The organism is Nocardioides iriomotensis (assembly GCF_004168035.1).
Lineage (GTDB): Bacteria > Actinomycetota > Actinomycetes > Propionibacteriales > Nocardioidaceae > Nocardioides_B > Nocardioides_B iriomotensis.
Window position 1 is genome coordinate 67,788 of sequence record NZ_SDPU01000035.1, and the last position, 19,407, is coordinate 87,194.

Annotated in this window: 19 protein-coding genes; 11 read left to right on the forward strand and 8 right to left on the reverse strand. The window is 72.6% G+C overall.

The window, feature by feature from the left end; genetic code table 11:
• Positions 1 to 46: 46 nt before the first annotated feature.
• Together ETU37_RS20060 and ETU37_RS20065 are read right to left on the reverse strand one after the other, a co-directional pair.
• Positions 47 to 1,363: an ABC transporter substrate-binding protein gene (locus ETU37_RS20060; protein ID WP_129989132.1), complete on the reverse strand. Its 1,317-nt coding sequence runs from the start codon at positions 1,361 to 1,363 to the stop codon at positions 47 to 49.
• Positions 1,364 to 1,591: 228 nt separating this feature from the next.
• Positions 1,592 to 2,251 carry an alpha/beta hydrolase gene (locus tag ETU37_RS20065; protein ID WP_240755856.1) on the reverse strand — a complete coding sequence of 220 codons (660 nt, stop codon included), beginning with the start codon at positions 2,249 to 2,251 and terminating at the stop codon, positions 1,592 to 1,594.
• A 71-nt stretch (positions 2,252 to 2,322) separates the two neighbouring features.
• Between ETU37_RS20065 and ligA the strand changes: the two genes are divergently transcribed.
• On the forward strand, positions 2,323 to 4,455 hold the full coding sequence (gene ligA / locus ETU37_RS20070) for an NAD-dependent DNA ligase LigA (RefSeq protein WP_129989133.1): 2,133 nt from the start codon (positions 2,323 to 2,325) through the stop codon (positions 4,453 to 4,455).
• Positions 4,456 to 4,465: 10 nt separating this feature from the next.
• Here the strand turns inward: ligA and ETU37_RS20075 are convergent, their stop codons facing one another.
• Positions 4,466 to 5,830 carry an MFS transporter gene (locus ETU37_RS20075; protein WP_129989134.1) on the reverse strand — a complete coding sequence of 455 codons (1,365 nt, stop codon included), beginning with the start codon at positions 5,828 to 5,830 and terminating at the stop codon, positions 4,466 to 4,468.
• Positions 5,831 to 5,901: 71 nt separating this feature from the next.
• Complete coding sequence (locus ETU37_RS20080) at positions 5,902 to 6,855, reverse strand: helix-turn-helix transcriptional regulator (RefSeq protein WP_129989135.1); 954 nt, start codon at positions 6,853 to 6,855, stop codon at positions 5,902 to 5,904.
• Between the two features lie 61 nt (positions 6,856 to 6,916).
• Between ETU37_RS20080 and ETU37_RS20085 the strand changes: the two genes are divergently transcribed.
• Complete coding sequence (locus ETU37_RS20085; protein WP_129989136.1) at positions 6,917 to 7,519, forward strand: DinB family protein; 603 nt, start codon at positions 6,917 to 6,919, stop codon at positions 7,517 to 7,519.
• On the opposite strand, the gene ETU37_RS20090 is transcribed toward ETU37_RS20085, so the two are convergent.
• Together ETU37_RS20090 and ETU37_RS20095 are read right to left on the reverse strand one after the other, a co-directional pair.
• Positions 7,507 to 8,637, reverse strand: coding sequence for a PQQ-binding-like beta-propeller repeat protein (locus ETU37_RS20090; protein ID WP_129989137.1), 1,131 nt, complete (start codon positions 8,635 to 8,637; stop codon positions 7,507 to 7,509). The two genes, ETU37_RS20085 and ETU37_RS20090, sit on opposite strands and share 13 nt — an antisense overlap.
• Positions 8,630 to 9,157, reverse strand: a complete 528-nt coding sequence (locus ETU37_RS20095; protein ID WP_129989138.1) for a SigE family RNA polymerase sigma factor — start codon at positions 9,155 to 9,157, stop codon at positions 8,630 to 8,632. Before ETU37_RS20095 ends, ETU37_RS20090 begins: the two co-directional genes overlap by 8 nt.
• Before the next feature lie 93 nt (positions 9,158 to 9,250).
• Here ETU37_RS20095 and gatC point away from each other — a divergent pair, with 93 nt between their 5' ends.
• The 3 genes from gatC to gatB all read left to right on the forward strand — a co-directional run bounded on the left by gatC (position 9,251) and on the right by gatB (position 12,640).
• Complete coding sequence (gatC, locus tag ETU37_RS20100; protein WP_129989139.1) at positions 9,251 to 9,550, forward strand: Asp-tRNA(Asn)/Glu-tRNA(Gln) amidotransferase subunit GatC; 300 nt, start codon at positions 9,251 to 9,253, stop codon at positions 9,548 to 9,550.
• A 5-nt stretch (positions 9,551 to 9,555) separates the two neighbouring features.
• Complete coding sequence (gatA, locus tag ETU37_RS20105) at positions 9,556 to 11,079, forward strand: Asp-tRNA(Asn)/Glu-tRNA(Gln) amidotransferase subunit GatA (protein ID WP_129989140.1); 1,524 nt, start codon at positions 9,556 to 9,558, stop codon at positions 11,077 to 11,079.
• 67 nt (positions 11,080 to 11,146) lie between these two features.
• Positions 11,147 to 12,640 carry an Asp-tRNA(Asn)/Glu-tRNA(Gln) amidotransferase subunit GatB gene (gene gatB / locus ETU37_RS20110; RefSeq protein ID WP_129989141.1) on the forward strand — a complete coding sequence of 498 codons (1,494 nt, stop codon included), beginning with the start codon at positions 11,147 to 11,149 and terminating at the stop codon, positions 12,638 to 12,640.
• A gap of 47 nt (positions 12,641 to 12,687) precedes the next feature.
• Here the strand turns inward: gatB and ETU37_RS20115 are convergent, their stop codons facing one another.
• Positions 12,688 to 13,776, reverse strand: a complete 1,089-nt coding sequence (locus ETU37_RS20115) for a Gmad2 immunoglobulin-like domain-containing protein (protein ID WP_129989142.1) — start codon at positions 13,774 to 13,776, stop codon at positions 12,688 to 12,690.
• Positions 13,773 to 14,336: a SigE family RNA polymerase sigma factor gene (locus ETU37_RS20120; RefSeq protein ID WP_129989143.1), complete on the reverse strand. Its 564-nt coding sequence runs from the start codon at positions 14,334 to 14,336 to the stop codon at positions 13,773 to 13,775. The genes ETU37_RS20115 and ETU37_RS20120 overlap by 4 nt, the downstream gene beginning before the upstream one ends.
• A gap of 96 nt (positions 14,337 to 14,432) precedes the next feature.
• Between ETU37_RS20120 and ETU37_RS20125 the strand changes: the two genes are divergently transcribed.
• The 6 genes from ETU37_RS20125 to ETU37_RS20150 all read left to right on the forward strand — a co-directional run bounded on the left by ETU37_RS20125 (position 14,433) and on the right by ETU37_RS20150 (position 19,351).
• On the forward strand, positions 14,433 to 14,804 hold the full coding sequence (locus tag ETU37_RS20125; protein WP_129989144.1) for an HIT domain-containing protein: 372 nt from the start codon (positions 14,433 to 14,435) through the stop codon (positions 14,802 to 14,804).
• Positions 14,805 to 14,830: 26 nt separating this feature from the next.
• Positions 14,831 to 16,021 (forward strand): hypothetical protein, encoded by a 1,191-nt coding sequence (locus ETU37_RS20130; RefSeq protein ID WP_129989145.1) that lies wholly within the window; start codon positions 14,831 to 14,833, stop codon positions 16,019 to 16,021.
• A 108-nt stretch (positions 16,022 to 16,129) separates the two neighbouring features.
• Positions 16,130 to 17,131, forward strand: coding sequence for a PhoH family protein (locus tag ETU37_RS20135; protein WP_129989146.1), 1,002 nt, complete (start codon positions 16,130 to 16,132; stop codon positions 17,129 to 17,131).
• A gap of 13 nt (positions 17,132 to 17,144) precedes the next feature.
• Positions 17,145 to 17,630 carry an rRNA maturation RNase YbeY gene (gene ybeY, locus ETU37_RS20140; RefSeq protein WP_129989147.1) on the forward strand — a complete coding sequence of 162 codons (486 nt, stop codon included), beginning with the start codon at positions 17,145 to 17,147 and terminating at the stop codon, positions 17,628 to 17,630.
• 16 nt (positions 17,631 to 17,646) lie between these two features.
• A complete protein-coding gene (locus tag ETU37_RS20145; protein WP_129989148.1) occupies positions 17,647 to 19,023 on the forward strand; it encodes a hemolysin family protein in 1,377 nt (458 codons plus the stop codon).
• Positions 18,992 to 19,351, forward strand: a complete 360-nt coding sequence (locus tag ETU37_RS20150; RefSeq protein ID WP_129989149.1) for a cytidine deaminase — start codon at positions 18,992 to 18,994, stop codon at positions 19,349 to 19,351. Before ETU37_RS20145 ends, ETU37_RS20150 begins: the two co-directional genes overlap by 32 nt.
• Positions 19,352 to 19,407: the final 56 nt, after the last annotated feature.

A 19,407-nucleotide genomic window follows, 5' to 3' on the forward strand; every position in this document is an offset into this window, starting at 1 on the left:
TCCCGGCGGGCGCGAGGGGACGGTGCGTGCTCATGGGTGCAGTCGCTCAGCCGAGCCGCTCGACGTCGGAGACGAAGGTGTCCCACGACTCGTCCGGCGACGCCTGTCCCTGGTCGACGCGCAGGACGGCGTTCTGGAACGCCGCGATGATGTCGGCGTACTTCGGGCCCTTGAACGGCTGGACGGTGACGGCCTGCGCGCGGTCGGAGAGGATCTCGCCGGTCGGGGCGTCGTTGAAGAACTCGTTGACCTGGTCGGTGAGGACGGGGTCGTCGAGCGCGTCGACCTGGCTCGGGAAGGTGCCCTTGGCCTCGAACGCCTTGAGCTGCTGCTCCGGAGCGGTCAGCCACGCGGCGAGCGCCTTGGCCTCCTCGGGGTGCTCGGACTGCGCGGGCACGGTGAGGAACGAGCCGCCCCAGTTGCCGCCCCCGCCGGGAAAGGCGTTGGCGATGTCCCAGCCCTCGACGCCCTCGGCGTTGCCCTGGATCACGCCGAGCATCCAGCCCGGGCAAGCCATCGTGGCGAAACCGTCCTTCTGGAACGCGGCCACCCAGTCGTCGGACCACTGGTCGAGGTTGGTGGCGAGACCGGCCGCCTGCATCGAGGTGACGGTGTCGAAGACGTCGCGGACCTCGGGGTTGGTGGTCGCGACGATCGTGCCGTCCTCCTGCTCGAACGGGAACTCGAGCTGGTTGATCATGGCCTGGCTCACGCCCTTGGACGCGTCGTACCAGGCGGTGTCCGGCATCGTCGCGACGAACTCCTTGCCGGTCTCGAAGTAGGAGTCCCAGGACTCGAAGAGCGGCGCGACCTCGTCGCGGTCGCTGGGCAATCCGGCCTTCTCGAACAGGTCGGCGCGGTAGCAGATGCCCTCGGGGCCGATGTCGGTGCCGTACCCGATCAGCCTCCCGTCGGTGGTGGTGCCGGCCGCCTGCTTCCAGTCCAGCCAGCGGCCGTCGACCTCGGGGTCGGAGAGGTCGACGAAGCCGTCGGCCTCCTCGAGGATCGCCGGCATGCCGTCGCCCTCGATCGCCTCGACGTCGGAGAGACCCGAGCCCGCGGCGAGCTTGGTGTAGAGGTTGTCGCGGTGCTCCTCCCAGGTGCCGGTCTTCTTCTGGACGACCTTGATGTCGGGGTGGAGGTCCATGTACTCCGTGAGGAGGTCCTCGTAGCCGAACTCGTTGAACGTCGCCACGGTGAGGGTGATCGGGCCCCCGTCGTCGCCCGAGTCGGCGTCGGAGCCGCCGCCGCACGCGGCCGTGACGCCGGCCAGGAGGACCGTGACGGCGGCGAGGGCGAGGCCTCGGCGCGTGCGACGGTGACGGCGGGTGCTGCTGCTGGAGGTGGGGGTGGAGGTGTCCACGGTGTCGCTCCTCGGTGTGAGGCCGGTGTTCGTCGACCGGTCGGTGACCGGGCCACGGCCGTGGTCGGGCCGGCTCTGCTGTCGCGTGCAACGGTGTGAGAGCGCTTCCACCACGATGGCGGGATCACCCTGACACCCGTTTCTTTCCGTGTCAATGGTCACACCGTCGTGAGCGTGAAATGCGATGCGCCGTGAGTGGGAGCGCTCCCACCAAAAAGGCCTCCCGGTCTAGTCGCCGGACGGCGCGGGCATGCCGGCGAACGCCAGGCTCCGGCTCACCGCGAAGGCGTTCCACGCCGGGATGTCGCGGAACATGTAGTGCCCGACGCGGCCCATGTCGACGAGCTCGGCCGACGCCGCGACGCCCTCGGCCCGGCGGACGAACTCCCGGGTCTGCCGGAGCGACGTGATCCGGTCGGACCGGCCGTGGGCCGCCGCGAACCGGCGCCCGCGCAGCGTGCCGTTCGGCTCGTCGGGCGGGAGCCACGGCGCGAGCGCCACGACGCCGGTGACGTGCGGGTCGTCGGCCACGGCGACCGCCGTACGAGCGCCCATGGAGTGCCCGAGCAGCACGACCGGCAGGTCGCCGTACCGCTCGCGGACCTGCTCGAGCGCCCACCGGGCGTCCGGGACCGGGGACGGCCCGAGGGCCGCGCGGGCGTTCCAGCCGCGGAGGGAGTAGCGCAGCAACCAGACCGCGACGTCCGCGCGGGTCAGCCGCCCGCCGATGTGCGTCATCATCCAGCTGCTGCGTCGCCACGACGCGCTGCGGTCGTCGACAGGGGTGCGCCCGTCGGCCTTCCCGCCGTGCAGCATCAGCACCAGCGCGCGCGGGTCGGACGCGGGCGCGCGCGTGGTGAGGGACGGTGCGGGGGTCGGGTCGGGCACGTCGTCGATCCTCTCAAGATGGGGGCGGAGCCATCACTCAGTTCGTCGGTGGGGCACGGCAGGATGGCCCCATGACCGAGACCCCCGAGGTGGCCGCGGCGACGCCGGAGGCCCGCGAGGAGCACCGCGAGCTGGCCGAGCAGGTCGAGGACGCGCGCTGGCGCTACTACGTCCTCGACGACCCGACGCTGTCCGACGCCGACTTCGACCAGCGGATGCGCCGGCTCGAGGCTCTCGAGGAGGAGTTCCCCGAGCTGCGCACGCCGGACTCGCCGACTCAGAAGGTCGGCGGCGCGGTGTCGACGGAGTTCACCCCGGTCGACCACCTCGAGCCGATGATGAGCCTCGACAACGCGTTCACGCTCGAGGAGGTCGAGGCGTGGAAGGCCCGCCTCGCCCGCGACGGCGTCGAGGACCCGGCGATGCTCTGCGAGCTCAAGGTCGACGGGCTCGCGGTCAACCTGCTCTACGAGGACGGCCGGCTGGTGCGCGCCGCGACCCGCGGCGACGGCCGCACCGGCGAGGACGTCACGCCCAACGTCCGCACGATCGACAGCGTGCCGCACCGGCTCACCGGCACCGACGACTACCCCGTCCCGGCCCGGGTCGAGGTGCGCGGCGAGGTGTTCCTCCCCGTCGAAGCCTTCGAGCGGCTCAACGAGTCGATGAAGGACGCCGGCAAGCCCCAGTTCGCCAACCCGCGCAACGCGGCCGCGGGCTCGCTGCGGCAGAAGGACCCGCGGGTCACCGCGACCCGCGACCTCGGGCTGGTCTGCCACGGCCTCGGCGCGCGCGAGGGGTTCACGCCGACGGCGCAGTCCGACGCCTACAACGCCCTGTCCGCCTGGGGCCTGCCGGTCTCCGACCAGGTCAAGGTGCTGCCGAAGCTCGCCGACGTCGAGGCCTACATCGCCGACGTGGGGGAGCGGCGGCACTCGATCGTCCCCTACGAGATCGACGGCGTCGTCATCAAGGTCGACGACGTGTCGCTCCAGCGCCGGCTCGGGTCGACCTCACGCGCGCCGCGGTGGGCGATCGCCTACAAGTACCCACCCGAGGAGGTCAACGCCAAGCTGCTCTCCATCGAGGTCAACACCGGCCGCACCGGCCGGGTCACGCCGTTCGGCGTCATGGAGCCGACGCGGGTCGCCGGCTCGACCGTCGAGCGGGCCACCCTGCACAACGCCCACGAGGTGAAGCGCAAGGACGTCCGCCCGGGCGACACGGTGATCCTCCGCAAGGCCGGTGACGTCATCCCGGAGATCGTCGGGCCGGTGCTGCCGCTCCGGCCGGAGGGACTCGCGGAGTGGGTGATGCCGACCGAGTGCCCCTCGTGCGGCACCGGCCTGGTGCAGGAGAAGGAGGGCGACAAGGACCTCCGCTGCCCCAACCACCGGACCTGCCCGTCGCAGCTGCTCGACCGGGTCTTCCACGTCGCCGGCCGCGGGTCGTTCGACATCGAGGGACTCGGGTCCGAGGCCGCCTACGCGCTGCTGCAGGCGAAGGTGATCGTCGACGAGGGCGACGTGTTCGACCTCGACGAGGCCAAGCTCAAGCGGGCCGACCTGTTCACGCGTGCGCCCAAGAAGGACGAGGGCGACCAGCCGGTCCTGTCCGCCAACGGGCAGCGGCTGCTCGACAACCTCGGCGCCGCCAAGGACCGACCGCTCTGGCGGGTGATCGTGGGGCTGTCGATCCGGCACGTCGGCCCGACGGCCGCCCGCGCGCTCGCGACGCAGTTCGGCTCGATGCAGGCGGTCCGCGAGGCCGACGAGGAGGCGCTCGCCGCCGCCGAGGGCGTCGGCCCGACGATCGCGGAGTCGGTGCGCCAGTGGTTCGACGGCCCCGAGGCCGACTGGCACAACCTGATCGTCGACAAGTGGGCCGCCGCGGGCGTGACCATGGAGGACGAGCGCGACGAGTCCACCCCGCGCACGCTCGAGGGGATGAGCATCGTGGTGACCGGGTCGCTGGAGGAGTTCTCGCGCGACCAGGCCAAGGAGGCCATCCTCACCCGCGGCGGCAAGGCGGCGTCGTCGGTGTCGAAGAAGACCGACTTCGTGGTCGTCGGCGACGCGCCGGGCTCCAAGGCCGACAAGGCCGCGCAGCTCAAGGTGCCGGTGCTCGACGAGGACGGCTTCCAGGTGCTGCTCGCCGACGGCCCCGACGCCGCGCGGCAGGTCGCGCAGGTCGGGGACGCCTGAGGGCGGACGGTCAGGCCGTCGCGGGCTCCTCGACCGGCTGGACCTCGGTGTCGACGCCGGGGATGCCGGTGCCGCGGATCGAGGCCCGTGCGGTCTCGGGCACGAACAGCAGCGCGATCCCGCCGACGGCGCAGGCGGCCATCATCGAGAACGCCGGCACCAGCGAGTTCCCGGTCGCCTCGATGAGCGCCTCGTTCAGGTACGGCGCCGTACCTCCGAACAGGGCGGTCGACACGTTGTAGGCGATCGCGAACCCGGCGAAGCGCACCTGGGTCGGGAACATCGCCGGGAACGTCGCGGAGATGGTGCTGAGCTGGAACACGTACAGCAGACCGAGCACCGCGAAGGCGACGATGGCGAGCACGAAGCTCTGCGCCATCAGCAGGTACATCGGGATGGCGAGCACGAAGAGCCCGGCGAGCGAGGTCCACCACAGCGGCTTGCGGCCGAGCCGGTCGGACAGCCGGCCGGAGACCGGGATCACGAGCATCATCACGAGCTGGCCGATGATGACGACGGTCAGCGAGGCCGTCGAGGACAGCCCGATCTTGTTCTCGAGGTACGTCGGCATGTAGGCGAGCAGCGTGTAGTTGCAGACGTTGAGGGCGACGACGAGGCCGCCGAGGGCGAACAGCGGACGCCGGTACGTCGTGAACAGCTCGCGCAGCTCGTGGCCGAGGCCGAGCTTCCCGTCGTGCGCCCCCTGCTCCTCCTGCAGCTCGTTGAAGATCGGGGTGTCCTCGAGCTTGGTGCGCAGGTAGAGGCCGACCGCGCCGAGCGGGCCGGCGACGAGGAACGGGATGCGCCAGCCCCAGTCGGCCATCGCCGTGCTGCCCACGACGAGCTCGGTGCCGAGGACGATGAGCGCACCGGCGGTGAAGCCGGCGAGGGTGCCGAACTCCAGGAAGCTGCCGAGGAAGCCGCGGCGGCGGCTGGGGGCGTACTCCGCCATGAACGTCGCGGCGCCGCCGTACTCACCGCCGGCCGAGAAGCCCTGGACGACACGGAGCAGCACCAGCAGGACGGGGGCCCAGATGCCGATGGTCGCGTGGCCGGGGAGCAGGCCGATCGCGAAGGTCGCGCCGGCCATCAGCATGATCGTGCTGGCGAGCACCGCCTTGCGGCCGAGCCGGTCGCCGAGCGGGCCGAGCACGAGCCCGCCGAGCGGTCGGAAGACGAACGACACGGCGAACACCAGCAGCGTGGCGGCCGTGCCGGCCTCGGGGAAGAACTGGGCGGTGATGTAGGTGGTGGCGTAGGCGTAGACGCCGTAGTCGAACCACTCGGTCATGTTGCCGATCGCCGACGCGCTGATCGCGCGCTTGACGGTCGTGGGTGCGGGCTGGGCAGGGTCCGCGGGTGCGGAGGTGGACATGGTGCTCCTCGGTCGGGGACCCCAGCACCTACCCGCTTCGTCCCTTATGACACATCTGGTGTCACTCTGAGTCACACCAGGTGACACATCCGGTCGAGCCGGAGGGCCAGGTCGCGCATCGCGTCGCGCAGCTCGGGCGGCTCCAGAACCGTGCCGGGCGGCTCGATCCGGGCGAGGTGGAACGCCAGCGCGTCGAGCCGCTCGCCGCCCGCGACGAGCAGGCAGTGGTCGTCGTCGAGGGGCTCCACCGTGGCCGCCGTCGGCGGGACCTGCGCGCGCACGACGTCGGCCGGGACGTCGTAGCGCACCCGCACCTCCAGCGGGTACGGCGCCCGGCTGATCGCCCGCGAGACGTGCTCGCGCGCGTCGGGCGCCTCGCGCGGGCGGAACGTCCACGTCGTCGGCTCGACGTCGCGCATCCGGTCGAGCCGGAACGTGCGCCAGTCGTCGCGGTCGACGTCGTGGGCGAGGAGGTACCACCGGCGGCCCGTCGCGACGAGCCGGTAGGGCTCGACCGTGCGGGCCGTCTGCTCGCCGGCGTGGGCGACGTACCCGAAGCGGACGCGCTGGTGGTCGCGGCAGCCGCGGGCGAGCGTCATCAGCGTGGCCGGGTCGGCCGGCGTGGCGGCGGTGTCGAGCGTCTCGGTCGCCTGCTGGACGGCCGCGACCTGGGCGCGGAGCCGGGCCGGCAGCACCTGGTCGAGCTTGGACAGCGTGCGCAGCGCCGCCTCGTCGACGCCGGCGACCGACCCGCCGGCGGCGAGGCTGAGGCAGACCGCGACGGCGACGGCCTCCTCGGGGTCGAGCAGCAGCGGCGGGAGGCCCTGGCCGGGCCCGAGCTGGTAGCCGCCGCCGACACCCTTCGCGGAGCGGACGGGGTAGCCGAGCTCGCGCAGCCGCTCGACGTCGCGGCGCACGCTGCGGACCGTGACCCCGAGCCGGTCCGCGAGCTCCGGGCCCGACCAGACCGGGCGGGACTGGAGCAGCCCGAGCAGCTGCAGCACCCGGGCGGTCGTCTCGGCCATGCCGGCAGTCTGCCGCACGTAGAGGACCGGATCTGTCCTCTTCTGCTGGAACAGTGGAGGCATGACGACGACGCGCACCCCCGACCTGAACACCACCCTGCTCGACCAGCTCACCTTCCACTGGGAGCACCAGCTCCGGCCGCGGCTCGACGGCCTGACCACGGAGGAGTACCTCTGGGAGCCGGTCGACGGCGCCTGGAACGTCCGCCCGCGCGGCACCGGTGACGCGCCGTTGTCCGGCGGGTCGGGCGACTTCACGATCGACTTCGCGGCGCCCGCGCCGGAGCCGGCCCCGCTGACGACGATCGCCTGGCGGTTGGGGCACGTCATCGTCGGCGTGCTCGCGATGCGGGTGGGCAACCACTTCGGCGGTCCGCAGACCGACTACTTCCGGTGGGAGTACGCCAGCACCGCCGACGAGGCGCTGGCTCAGCTCGACGCGCAGTACGACGCGTGGGTCACCGGCGTGCGGGCGCTCGGCGCGGAGGGTTTGTGGCAGCCGTGCGGCGAGGCCGAGGGCCCGTACGCCGCCGAACCGAAGGCCACGCTCGTGCTGCACATCCACCGAGAGCTGATCCACCACGGTGCCGAGATCGCGCTGCTGCGCGACCTCTGGACGCACCGTGGTGGATGGCGCGGTCTGGACGCCGGTCAGGACTCGTAGGACATCCCCGCGATCCGCAGCTCGCCCTTGCCGAGGTCGACCGGCACGGCCGAGCAGCCGCCGTCGGCGAAGGTGGGGCACACGGTCGCCTCCTTCGCGGTCACCTTCAGGAGGTCGCCGGCAGCGGTCCAGCCGTAGTCCCAGGCCGCGCCGTCGACGGTCTGCTCGGCGCCGGTGTCGAGGTCGTGCAGGACGAACGACTCCTCGGAGGTCGGCGAGTCCTGGTACACCACCTTGGCGATGCTGCCGTCGGGAGAGAGCAGGATGTACGGCGTCCGCTTCGCGGGGACAGCCATCAGCTTGTCGCCTGTCTGCACGTCGACGACGGTGACCCCGCTCGTGCTGTCGTAGGTGACGGCGCGGCCGCCCACGACCGTCGACGGGGCGCCGGCGCCGAGGACCGGGGCGTCGCCCACGGTGCCGGCTCGCCAGTCGACGTCGGCGGTGGACGAGTCGAGCGCGACGTACACGTGGTCGCCGGACAGCGAGACCGGTGGTGCCTCCCAGCCGCCCTGCCCGAACCTGCCGTCGACCGTGACCCGGGCGACCTCGCTGCCGTCACGCACGTCGAGGACCACGACGTCCCACAGGTCGCCGGGGCCGGGGGCGTCGTCGGCGTACGCGAGGTACGGCTGGGTGGCGTCGGTCGACGGGATCCGGTCGCCGAGGTCGATGCCGAGGTCCCGAGGTGCCTCGTCGCCGTTGATCGCGACGTAGCGCGACGGACCGGCGTCGTCGCTGTACGGGTTGTTGCCGACGCGGGCCACGACGCCCTCGGACGTGTAGTAGACGGCCTTGACCTGTCCGTCGACCTCGACCGACGGCCGGTCGGCGCCCCGAGGCCACACCGTGCTGCCGGCGGCGAACGCGCCTGCGTCGGCCGACCGGGGCTCGGTCACGGGCGCGGTGTCGTCGCGATCCGTCCCGCTGTCCTTCGGGCCGAGGGCGGCGAAGCCGGCGACGACGACCGCGGTCGCGGCGACGGTCGCCACGACGGTGCCGGCCCGACGCCGGCGGCGTACCGCCCGGCCCCGGCGGAGGATCGCGTGCGCGTCGGGCACGGGGATCGGGAGGTCGGTGGCCTCCTCGCGGAGGAGGGTGCTCAGGCGCTCAGTCATGGCGGGCTCCCAGGGTCTGCGGGACGACGGCCTCACCGAGAAGGGTGCGGAGCCGGGCGAGGGCGTCGTGGGTCTGGCTCTTGACGGTGCCCTCCGTGCAGCCGAGGGCGTGGGCGGTCTGGGCGACGCTCAGGTCGTCGTAGTAGCGCAGCACGACCACCGCGCGCTGCCGGGTCGGCAGCTGGGCGAGCGCGGCGACCAGCGACGGCCGGTCGCTCGGGTCGTGCTCGTAGCCGTGCTCGGGAAGCGTCTCGGTCGGCCGCTCCTTGCGCCAGCCCTTCTTGCGGAACCAGGAGGTGGCGGTGTTGACGAGCACGGTGCGGGCGTACGCCGGAGCCGCTTCGATGTCGCGAACCCGGTGCCAGGACGCGTAGGTCTGGGCGAGCGCGGTCTGCACGAGGTCCTCGGCGTCACCGCGGTCGCCGACGAGCAGGTAGGCGGTCCGGTAGAGCGACGCCCAGCAGCCGTGCACGAGGGCGCTGAACTCCGCGTCGGACGCCGTCCGAGAAGGTGCCGCCATGGGCGCTCTCCTCCGCTGTGAAGTGACTGGTCACCCTCTCAGATGCGCGAGGCCGGGAAAGGGTTGGTCGGGCGCCCAAATAGGATGCTGCGCATGCCTGACATCTCCCGTGACGACGTGGCGCACCTCGCCACGCTCGCCCGGATCGACCTGTCCGACGCGGAGCTCGACCACCTCGCGCCGCAGCTCGCCGTGATCCTCGACTCCATCGCCTCGATCAGCGAGGTCGCCGCCGAGGACGTCCCGCCGACGTCCCACGCGCTGCCGCTGACCAACGTCTTCCGCGAGGACGTCGCGACCCCCGGCCTGACCGCCGAGCAGGCGCTGTCCGGCGCGCCCGAGGTCGAGGAGCAGCGCTTCTCGGTCCCGCGGATCCTCGGCGAGGAGCAGTGAGCGCCGTGACCGACTGGACCCGCAGCACCGCCGCCGAGCTCGCCGACGCGCTCGCGAACGGCGAGACCACCTCCGTCGAGCTGACCCAGGCGCACCTCGACCGCACCGCCGCCGTCGACGGCGCCGTGCACGCCTACCTGCACGTCGACGCCGAGGGCGCGCTCGCCCAGGCCGAGGCCTCCGACGCCCGCCGGGCCGCCGGCAGCCCCGCGTCGCGCCTCGACGGCGTGCCGATCGCCGTCAAGGACGTGCTGGCCACGCAGGGCCTGCCCACCACGTGCGGGTCGCGGATCCTCGAGGGCTGGATCCCGCCGTACGACGCCACGGTGGTCGACACCTTGCGCCGCGCCGGCCTGCCGATCCTCGGCAAGACCAACATGGACGAGTTCGCGATGGGCTCGTCGACCGAGCACTCCGCCTACGGCCCGACCCACAACCCGTGGGACCTCGACCGGATCCCCGGCGGCTCGGGCGGCGGCTCGGCCGCGGCGGTCGCGTCGTACCAGGCGCCGCTCGCGCTCGGCACCGACACCGGCGGCTCGATCCGCCAGCCCGGCGCCGTTACGGGCACGGTCGGGGTGAAGCCGACGTACGGCGGGGTCTCCCGCTACGGCCTCGTCGCGCTGGCCAACTCGCTCGACCAGGTCGGGCCGGTGACCCGCACCGTGCTCGACTCCGCGCTGCTGCACGAGCTGGTCGGCGGTCACGACCCGCGCGACTCGACGTCGATCGACCAGCCGCTGCCCGACCTCGTCGCGGCCGCGGAGCTGGGCGCGACCGGCGACATGAGCGGCGTCCGGATCGGCGTCGTCAAGGAGCTGTCCGGCGAGGGCTACCAGCCGGGCGTGCTCGCACGGTTCGAGGAGAGCGTCGAGCTGCTGGTCAAGGCCGGCGCCGAGGTCGTCGAGGTGTCGTGCCCGACGTTCGTGCACGCGCTCGCGACCTACTACCTGATCCTGCCGGCCGAGGCGTCGTCGAACCTCGCGAAGTTCGACGCCATGCGCTACGGCCTGCGGGTCTACCCCGACGGCGTCGACGCGCCGAGTGCCGAGGAGGTCATGCGCGCGACCCGCGACAAGGGCTTCGGCGACGAGGTGAAGCGCCGCATCATCCTCGGCACCTACGCCCTGTCGAGCGGCTACTACGACGCCTACTACGGCCAGGCGCAGAAGGTGCGCACGCTGATCAGCCGCGACTTCGAGGCGGCGTTCGCCAAGGCGGACGTGCTGGTGTCGCCCACCGCGCCGACCACGGCCTTCAAGCTCGGCGAGAAGCTCGACGACCCGCTGGCGATGTACCTCAACGACCTCGCCACCATCCCCGCCAACCTCGCGGGCGTCCCCGGCATCTCGGTGCCCAGCGGCCTGGCCGACGAGGACGGCCTGCCGGCCGGCTTCCAGGTGCTCGCGCCCGCCCTCGCCGACGACCGCGTCTACCGCGTGGGCGCCGCGCTCGAGAAGCTGCTCGCCGACCAGTGGGGCGGCCCGCTGCTCGCGCAGGCCCCGACCCTGGACGGAGTCGCCCGATGAGCACCCCATGCCGCTGCTCCCTGCGCTCACTTCGTTCACTCCGCTCCCACCGGCAAGGGGACCCCGCATGACCGACACCCTGCTGACGTACGACGACGCGCTGGCGGCGTACGACCCCGTCCTCGGGCTCGAGGTGCACGTCGAGCTCAACACCGCCTCGAAGATGTTCTGCGGCTGCTCGACCGTGTTCGGCGCCGAGCCCAACACCCAGGTCTGCCCGGTGTGCCTCGGCCTGCCCGGCGCGATGCCCGTCGTCAACGGCAAGGGCGTCGAGTCGGCCATCCGCATCGGGCTCGCGCTCAACTGCCAGATCGCGGAGTGGTGCCGGTTCGCGCGGAAGAACTACTTCTACCCGGACATGCCGAAGAACTTCCAGACGTCGCAGTACGACGAGCCGATCGCGTACGACGGCTGGATGGACGTGGAGGTCGACGGGGAGACGTTCCGCGTCGAGATCGAGCGCGCGCACATGGAGGAGGACACCGGCAAGTCCACCCACGTCGGTGGCGCGACCGGCCGCATCCACGGCGCCGACCACTCGCTCGTCGACTACAACCGGGCCGGGATCCCGCTGATCGAGATCGTCACCAAGCCGATCCGCGGCGCGGGGGCGCGGGCGCCCGAGGTGGCCCGCGCGTACGTCGCCCAGCTGCGCGACCTGATCGTCGCGCTCGGCGTCTCCGAGGCGCGGATGGACCAGGGCAACCTGCGCGCCGACGTGAACCTCTCGCTCTCGACCAAGGGCTCCGACGTGCTCGGCACCCGGTCGGAGACCAAGAACGTCAACTCGTTCCGCTCCGTCGAGCGCGCCGTCCGGTTCGAGGTGCAGCGGCACGCCGCGATCCTCGCCGGGGGCGGCTCGATCGTGCAGGAGACCCGGCACTGGCACGAGGACACCGGCATCACGACCTCGGGCCGCGAGAAGTCCGACGCCGAGGACTACCGCTACTTCCCCGAGCCCGACCTGGTCCCGGTCGCCCCGACGAGGGACTGGGTCGAGGAGCTGCGCGCGACGCTGCCCGAGAACCCGACCGCCCGGCGCGCCCGGCTGCAGCAGGAGTGGGGCTTCTCCGACCTCGAGATGCGTGACACCGTCGGCGCCGGCGCGCTCGGCCTGGTCGAGGAGACCATCGCGGCCGGCGCCTCGCCGCAGGCGGCCCGCAAGTGGTGGCTCTCCGAGCTGTCCCGGCGCGCCAACGACGCCGGCGTCGACCTCGTCGACCTCGGGGTCACGCCCGCGCAGGTCGCCGGCGTGCAGGCGCTCGTCGACGCGGGCACGGTCAACGACAAGCTGGCCCGCCAGGTGTTCGACGGGCTGCTCGCCGGCGAGGGCACGCCCGAGGAGGTCGTCGAGAAGCGCGGCCTCGCGGTCGTCTCCGACGAGGGCGCGCTGTCGGCGGCCGTCGACAACGCGATCGCCGCCAACCCCGACGTCGCGGACAAGATCCGCGACGGCAAGGTGGCGGCGGCAGGTGCGCTGATCGGCGCGGTGATGAAGGAGATGCGCGGCCAGGCCGACGCCGCCCGCGTCCGCGAGCTCATCCTCGAGAAGCTCTCCTAGCTCGAGACAGCGCGAGCCGGGGCCACGACCCCCCGGCTCGCGTCGGGCTACCGGAGCGTGACGGTCTTCGTGTCCTCGAAGGGGGCGAAGCCCTCGCCGCCCGACATGTCCTCGTCGTGCACGCGCAGGGTGTACTCGCCGGGCGCGGCGTCGTCGGGCAGGTCGACGGTGAACTCGTAGGGCGCCATCGTGCAGCACTCCTTCGCCATCACCGGGTCGTCGGCGTTGGAGGCGACGACCGGGCCGTCGAGGCCGCCGCGGTACAGCTCCCACGCGACGTTGGCCTCGAAGAACGCGCCGACGCCGGAGACGGTGAACCCGTCCTCGACCGTCGCGCCCTGCGCCGGTTCGATGATCCAGACCTGGGCGAGCGTGTCCGTCTCGGCGCCCCGGGCCAGCGGCTCGGCGGTCGGCACGCCCAGGACCGTCGTGGCGGGTCCGCCGTCGAGCCGCAGCGCGACGGGCGCCGTGGTCTGGGTCGCGGCCTGCGCCGTCCACACGAGCTGCTGCACGGCCATCTCGGCGTCGGCCTTCGACATGCCGGCGGGCCGCTCACCGGGCACGCCGGTCAGGTCGAGCTGGATCTGCCCGTCGTTGCCGTTGCCGTCGAAGCCGGCCTGCACCTGGGTGCCGGCCGGCCACGGCGTGCGGTAGTCCGGGTCGTCCGGCGTGCGGCTCACCGCGTCCGTGACGGCCTGGTCGAGCGGGGCGCCGCCGATGCCGGGATGGAACTCGCGGTAGAGCCGCGGGCCCTGGCCGGTGTCGCCGACGTAGTAGACGGGCACGGCTCCCTCGACCGCGACCGGCGGCTCCTCGCTGTCGGGCTCCGCGGGGCTCGTGGTCGTGTCGGGCTCGGCGGCGGACGTCGGGCCGGCGGAGGCCGGTCCCTGGTCCGCGGTCGGCGTCGTGCCGTTGTTCATCATGACGACGCCGGTGATGACGGCGGCGGTGGCGAGCACCGCGGCCGCCGTACCGAGGAACCAGGGGCGGGTCGACGATGCAGACATCGGGCTCACCTTCGTGCGGGACTGGATGTCGTCGAGGCCGTCGCGCGGCTGCACGTCGGCGGTCGCCTCGTCGAGCAGGGCACGCAGCCGGTCCTGCTCGCCGGGGGTCAGGTCGGGGTCGGGAGTCATGACGGGTCCTCCGTCTCGTGGGTGCTGTCGAGGAGGGGGCCGAGACTGGTGCGCAGCGCCGCTGCCGCGCGCGAGGCGTGGCTCTTCACCGCGCCGTTGCTGATGCCGAGGGCGTCGGCGATCTGGGCCTCCGAGAGGTCGAGGTAGTAGCGCAGCGCCACCACCTCGCGCTGTCGCTGCGGGAGCGCGCGAAGCGCCTCCAGCACGTGGGTACGGCGTTCCGCCACGACGGTGTCCTCGTCCGCACCGGGCCGGGGCGGCACCGGCTCCGGGACGTGTCGCGCGGCCACGACCCGGCGACGCAGCACCGAGCGGGAGCGGTTGACGACGGCCTGCCGCAGGTACGCGAGCGCCTTGTCGGGCTCGCGCAGCGACCGCCAGCGGCCGTGCATCGCGACGAAGGCGTCCTGCACCACCTCCTCGGCCGTCTCGGGGTCGCGCACGAGCAGGACGGAGAGCCGGACCAGCTGCCGGTAGTGCGCGGCGTACAGCTGCTCCACGGCGTCGTCGGCGTCCCAGGCACGCGCGTCGGCGCGGTCGCCCGCGTCGGGGCCGGACATGTCACCCCCTGGCCGGGGTCGCTGGAGCAGGGCGTTCCTCACGGTAGTTCCACGCGCGGCCCCGCGATCCGGTTGACACGCGCCTACGCTGAGTCCATGACGGAGAAGGCCGACCCCGTGACCGACCCGGACTGCCTGTTCTGCAAGGTCGTCGCCGGCGACATCCCGGCCGACGTCGTGCACGAGAGCGACACGACCGTGGCGTTCCGCGACATCGAGCCGCAGGCGCCCACCCACGTGCTGGTCGTCCCGCGCGCCCACCACGCCGACGCCGCAGCGCTCGCCGCCGCCGAGCCGACCGTGCTGGTCGACCTGGTCGACGCCGCCGCGGCCGTGGCCAAGGCCGACGGGATCGCCGACGACGGCTACCGCCTGGTGTTCAACACCGGCGCGTCGGCGCACCAGACGGTGTTCCACGCCCACCTGCACGTGCTCGGCGGGCGCACGATGACCTGGCCCCCGGGATGACCCGGCGGCCGGCGGGGGCGGGGGCAGTGGCGGCGCTGACCGTCTCGCTGCTGCTCCTGGCCGGCTGCGCCGGCTCCGACGCGCCTGCCGCCAAGGACAGCCGCGTCCGCGACGCGGTCGGCCAGCTCGCGACCAAACAGGGTGCCCGCGACCTCGACGCCCACGTCGACGAGCAGCACGACGGTGCCGCCGCGGCTCGCACCCCGCTGCGCCCGGGCGAGCGGTTCGCGCGGCTCGCCATGCCGGCGGCGTACACCCCGTCCGCCCCGAACGGCACCGGCAACGACGACTACCGCTGCTTCCTGCTCGACCCGCACCTCGGCCAGGACGCCTACCTCACCGGCCTCGACGTGCTGCCCGGCACCGAGCGCGTCGTGCACCACGTGATCCTGTTCAAGGTGCCCCCCGACGTCGTGGCGCAGGCCAAGGCCGCGGACGCCGCCGAGACGGGGCAGGGCTGGACCTGCTTCGGCGGCACCGGCCTCGGCGGTGACGGCGGCAACGGCCTCGACGACGCGCCCTGGCTGGGCGCCTGGGCGCCCGGCGGCGGCGAACGGGTGATGGCCGACGACCTCGGTATCCCGCTGGAGGCAGGCACCCAGGTCGTCATGCAGGTGCACTACAACCTGCTGGCCGGCCCCGGCCCCGACGTGACCTCGGCCCAGCTGCGGCTCGCGCCCGGCGACGCCGACCTCGAGCCGCTGCAGACCGTGCTGCTGCCTGCGCCGGTCGAGCTGCCCTGCCGCCCCGGCAGGACGGGCAAGCTCTGCAGCCGTGACAAGGCGGTCGCGGACGTGATCGCGCGCTTCGGACAGGCCGGCCAGGCCGCCAACGCGCTGCACCTGCTGTGCGGCACCGAGCCACCCGGTCCCGTCCAGCACTGCGACCGCACCATCGACCGTCCCGCGACGCTCCGCGCCGTCGCCGGGCACATGCACCTGCTCGGCAGGAGCATGCACATCGACGTCAACCCCGGCACGCCCCGCGAGAAGCGGGTGCTCGACATCCCGGTCTGGGACTTCGACAACCAGGGCTCCCAGGCGGTCGACCCGCTCGCGCTACGCCGCGGCGACGTCGTCCGGGTCACCTGCGAGCACGACCAGGCGCTGCGCGACGTGCTGCCGGCGTTCGAGGGCCAGGAGGAGCGGTACGTCGTCTGGGGCGAGGGCACGACCGACGAGATGTGCCTCGGCATGCTCCTGGTCACCCGGCCGTGAGCGGGACGGTTCCGCCAAACGCAGGAGCGCACCTGGGGGTGTGCTGAGTAGCATGGAACGGACACATCGCCCGCGAGACCAGGGAGGGCAGGCCGGACCGGCCACCCCATGACAGAGACCGACACTCCTCAGCACATCATCGTCGTGCCGGCGAGCGTCCCGATGGTGAGCCTGCTCGGCCCCCGCGACGAGCACCTGGCCCTCATCGAGCAGGCGTTCGAGGCCGACGTCCACGTCCGCGGCAACCAGGTCACCCTGCGCGGCGAGCCCGCCGAGGTGGCGCTCGTCGAACGGCTGCTCGACGAGCTCGTGACGATCATCCGCACCGGCCAGGGGATCACCCCCGAGACCGTCGAGCGCGCGATCGGCATGCTCCGCCAGGAGACCTCCGAGCGTCCCGCCGACGTGCTCAGCATGAACATCCTGAGCAACCGCGGCCGCACCATCCGGCCCAAGACGCTCAACCAGAAGCGCTACGTCGACGCCATCGACAAGCACACCATCGTCTTCGGCATCGGTCCCGCCGGCACCGGCAAGACCTACCTCGCGATGGCCAAGGCCGTGCAGGCGCTGCAGTCCAAGAACGTCAACCGGATCATCCTGACCCGGCCCGCCGTCGAGGCGGGGGAGCGGCTCGGCTTCCTGCCCGGCACCCTGAGCGAGAAGATCGACCCCTACCTGCGACCGCTGTACGACGCCCTCCACGACATGCTCGACCCGGAGACGATCCCCAAGCTGCTGGCGGCCGGGACGATCGAGGTGGCGCCGCTGGCCTACATGCGCGGCCGCACGCTCAACGACGCGTTCATCATCCTCGACGAGGCGCAGAACACCTCGCCCGAGCAGATGAAGATGTTCCTGACCCGCCTCGGCTTCGGCTCCAAGATCGTGGTCACCGGCGACGTCACGCAGGTCGACCTGCCCAACGGCATCAAGAGCGGCCTGCGCGTCGTGGAGGGCATCCTCGACGACGTGAAGGACATCTCGTTCAACCGGCTCACCAGCAGCGACGTCGTACGACACCGCCTGGTCGGGCACATCGTCGCGGCGTACGACGACTACGAGGCGCGCCGCGAGCCGGGCCCCGACCGCGCCCGCACCACCCGGTGAGCGGGGGACCGGCATGAGCATCGAGATCCTCAACGAGTCCGGCGCCGACGTCGACGTCAAGGAGCTGTCCCGGCTCGCGCGCTTCGTCATCGACCGCATGCGTGTCCACCCGCAGGCCGAGCTGTGCATCAAGCTCGTCGACGAGGACACCATCGCCGAGCTCAACGAGAAGTGGATGGAGAAGGAAGGCCCCACCGACGTGCTGGCCTTCCCGATGGACGAGCTGCGGCCCGGCCTGGTCAACGAGGAGCCCGAGGAGGGCGTGCTCGGCGACCTGGTGCTGTGCCACTCCGTCGCGGAGAAGCAGGCGAAGGCCGCGGGTCACGCCACCGCCGACGAGGTCGACCTGCTCACCACCCACGGCATCCTGCACCTCCTCGGCTACGACCACGCCGAGCCCGAGGAGCACCGCGAGATGTTCGGCCTCCAGGCCCGGCTGCTCGCCGAGTGGCAGGGTGCGCGTCGCGGCGAGGTCCTCGCCGGCGACGAGCCGGTCTGAGCGTGGTGACGACCCGATGAGCAGCATCGACGTCTGGATGCTCGTCCTCGCGGTCATATTGATCGTCGTCGCGGGCGCGTTCAGCAGCGCCGACGCCGCGCTGTCGTCGTTCTCCAAGGCCCGCGCGGAGCAGATCGCCCACGACGGCCGGCCGGGTGCCGCCCGGCTGCTCAGGATCGTCGAGGACCCGCCCCGCTACCTCAACACCGCGCTGTTCCTGCGGATGCTGTGCGAGATCGCCGCGATCGTCATGGTCACCGTCGTCTCGCTCGACCTGATCATCGTCGGCGGCAGCGCCGAGACCGGTCCCGAGGTCGGCGACCGCCGCTGGCTCGCGATGCTCGCCGCGATCGGCATCTCGCTGGTGGTGTCGTTCGTGGTCATCGGCGTCTCGCCGCGCACCGTCGGCCGCCAGCACGCCGAGCGCGTCGCGCTGATCTCCGCCGGTCCGCTGCTGGCGTTCACCAAGGTGCTCGGGCCGGTGCCGCGGCTGCTGATCCTCGTCGGCAACGCGATCACTCCGGGCCGCGGCTTCTCCGAGGGGCCGTTCTCGACCGAGGCCGAGCTGCGCGAGCTCGTCGACCTCGCCGAGGCGTCGTCGGTGATCGAGTCCGGCGAGCGGCAGATGATCCACTCGGTCTTCGAGCTCGGCGACACGATCGTCCGCGAGGTGATGGTGCCGCGCACCGACGTGGTGTTCATCGAGCGCAACAAGACGCTGCGCCAGGCCATCTCGCTCGCGCTGCGCAGCGGCTACTCCCGCATCCCCGTCGTCGGCGAGAACCTCGACGACATCGTCGGCTTCGCCTACCTCAAGGACCTCACCCGGCGGGTGTTCGACCGCCACGAGGCCGAGCAGACCGAGCGGGTCGAGTCGGTGATGCGTCCGGTCATGTACGTCCCCGACTCCAAGCCCATCGACGGCCTGCTCCGCGACATGCAGACCGAGCGCAAGCACGTCGCCGTCGTCGTCGACGAGTACGGCGGCACCGCGGGCCTGGTCACGATCGAGGACGTGCTGGAGGAGATCGTCGGCGAGATCACCGACGAGTACGACGTCGAGCAGACCGACGTCGAGCACCTCGCCAACGGCAGCACCCGGGTCAGCTCGCGCTTCGCCGTCGACGACCTCGAGCACGTCTGCGGCGTCGCGGTGGAGGACGACGACGTCGACACCGTCGGCGGCCTGCTCGCCAAGCACCTCGGCCGGGTACCGATCGCGGGCTCCGTCGTCGAGCTGCACGGGCTGCGCTTCGAGGCCGAGGGGCCCGCCGGCCGCCGCAACCGCATCGGCACCGTGCTGGTCACCCGGCTGGAGGCCGAGCCGGAGCGCCACGGCGACGAGTCCTACCCTGACTCCCATGCCGACGAACGTGCCGAACGAGCTCACTGACCCCGAGGACCACAAGCTCGTCACGCTCGCCCGCACCACGCGTGCGCGCACCCGCGCCGCCGAGGGCGCCTGCCTGCGCGACGGCGACGGGCGCACCTACGCCGGCGCCACCGTCGACCTGCCGACCCTGCGGCTCACCGCCGCCCAGGTGGCCGTCGCGATGGCGGTCGCGTCCGGCTCGCGCGGTCTCGAGGCGGTCGTCGTGCTCGGCGACGCCGCCGTCCTCGACGAGGCCGACCTGTCGGTCGTGCGCGACTTCGGCGGCCACGGTGTCCCCGTGCACCTGGCGGCGCCCGACGGCACGATCGTCGCCTCGGTGCGGTCCTGAGCGGTTGATACCGATATCGATAGCCCGACCGTGACCCCTGGGTCACTCCCGGACTA

What these genes read in the sequence shown, in the direction of transcription:
- ETU37_RS20090 (WP_129989137.1), bottom strand. Translation starts at nt 8,637, where the DNA reads ATGACTGAGCGCCTGAGCACCCTCCTCCGCGAGGAGGCCACCGACCTC.
- ETU37_RS20145 (WP_129989148.1), top strand. Translation starts at nt 17,647, where the DNA reads ATGAGCAGCATCGACGTCTGGATGCTCGTCCTCGCGGTCATATTGATC.
- gatC (WP_129989139.1), top strand. Translation starts at nt 9,251, where the DNA reads ATGCCTGACATCTCCCGTGACGACGTGGCGCACCTCGCCACGCTCGCC.
- ETU37_RS20075 (WP_129989134.1), bottom strand. Translation starts at nt 5,830, where the DNA reads ATGTCCACCTCCGCACCCGCGGACCCTGCCCAGCCCGCACCCACGACC.
- ETU37_RS20135 (WP_129989146.1), top strand. Translation starts at nt 16,130, where the DNA reads ATGACAGAGACCGACACTCCTCAGCACATCATCGTCGTGCCGGCGAGC.
- ETU37_RS20085 (WP_129989136.1), top strand. Translation starts at nt 6,917, where the DNA reads ATGACGACGACGCGCACCCCCGACCTGAACACCACCCTGCTCGACCAG.
- ETU37_RS20080 (WP_129989135.1), bottom strand. Translation starts at nt 6,855, where the DNA reads ATGGCCGAGACGACCGCCCGGGTGCTGCAGCTGCTCGGGCTGCTCCAG.
- ETU37_RS20125 (WP_129989144.1), top strand. Translation starts at nt 14,433, where the DNA reads ATGACGGAGAAGGCCGACCCCGTGACCGACCCGGACTGCCTGTTCTGC.
- ybeY (WP_129989147.1), top strand. Translation starts at nt 17,145, where the DNA reads ATGAGCATCGAGATCCTCAACGAGTCCGGCGCCGACGTCGACGTCAAG.
- ETU37_RS20120 (WP_129989143.1), bottom strand. Translation starts at nt 14,336, where the DNA reads ATGTCCGGCCCCGACGCGGGCGACCGCGCCGACGCGCGTGCCTGGGAC.
- gatB (WP_129989141.1), top strand. Translation starts at nt 11,147, where the DNA reads ATGACCGACACCCTGCTGACGTACGACGACGCGCTGGCGGCGTACGAC.
- ETU37_RS20115 (WP_129989142.1), bottom strand. Translation starts at nt 13,776, where the DNA reads ATGACTCCCGACCCCGACCTGACCCCCGGCGAGCAGGACCGGCTGCGT.
- ligA (WP_129989133.1), top strand. Translation starts at nt 2,323, where the DNA reads ATGACCGAGACCCCCGAGGTGGCCGCGGCGACGCCGGAGGCCCGCGAG.
- ETU37_RS20095 (WP_129989138.1), bottom strand. Translation starts at nt 9,157, where the DNA reads ATGGCGGCACCTTCTCGGACGGCGTCCGACGCGGAGTTCAGCGCCCTC.
- ETU37_RS20150 (WP_129989149.1), top strand. Translation starts at nt 18,992, where the DNA reads ATGCCGACGAACGTGCCGAACGAGCTCACTGACCCCGAGGACCACAAG.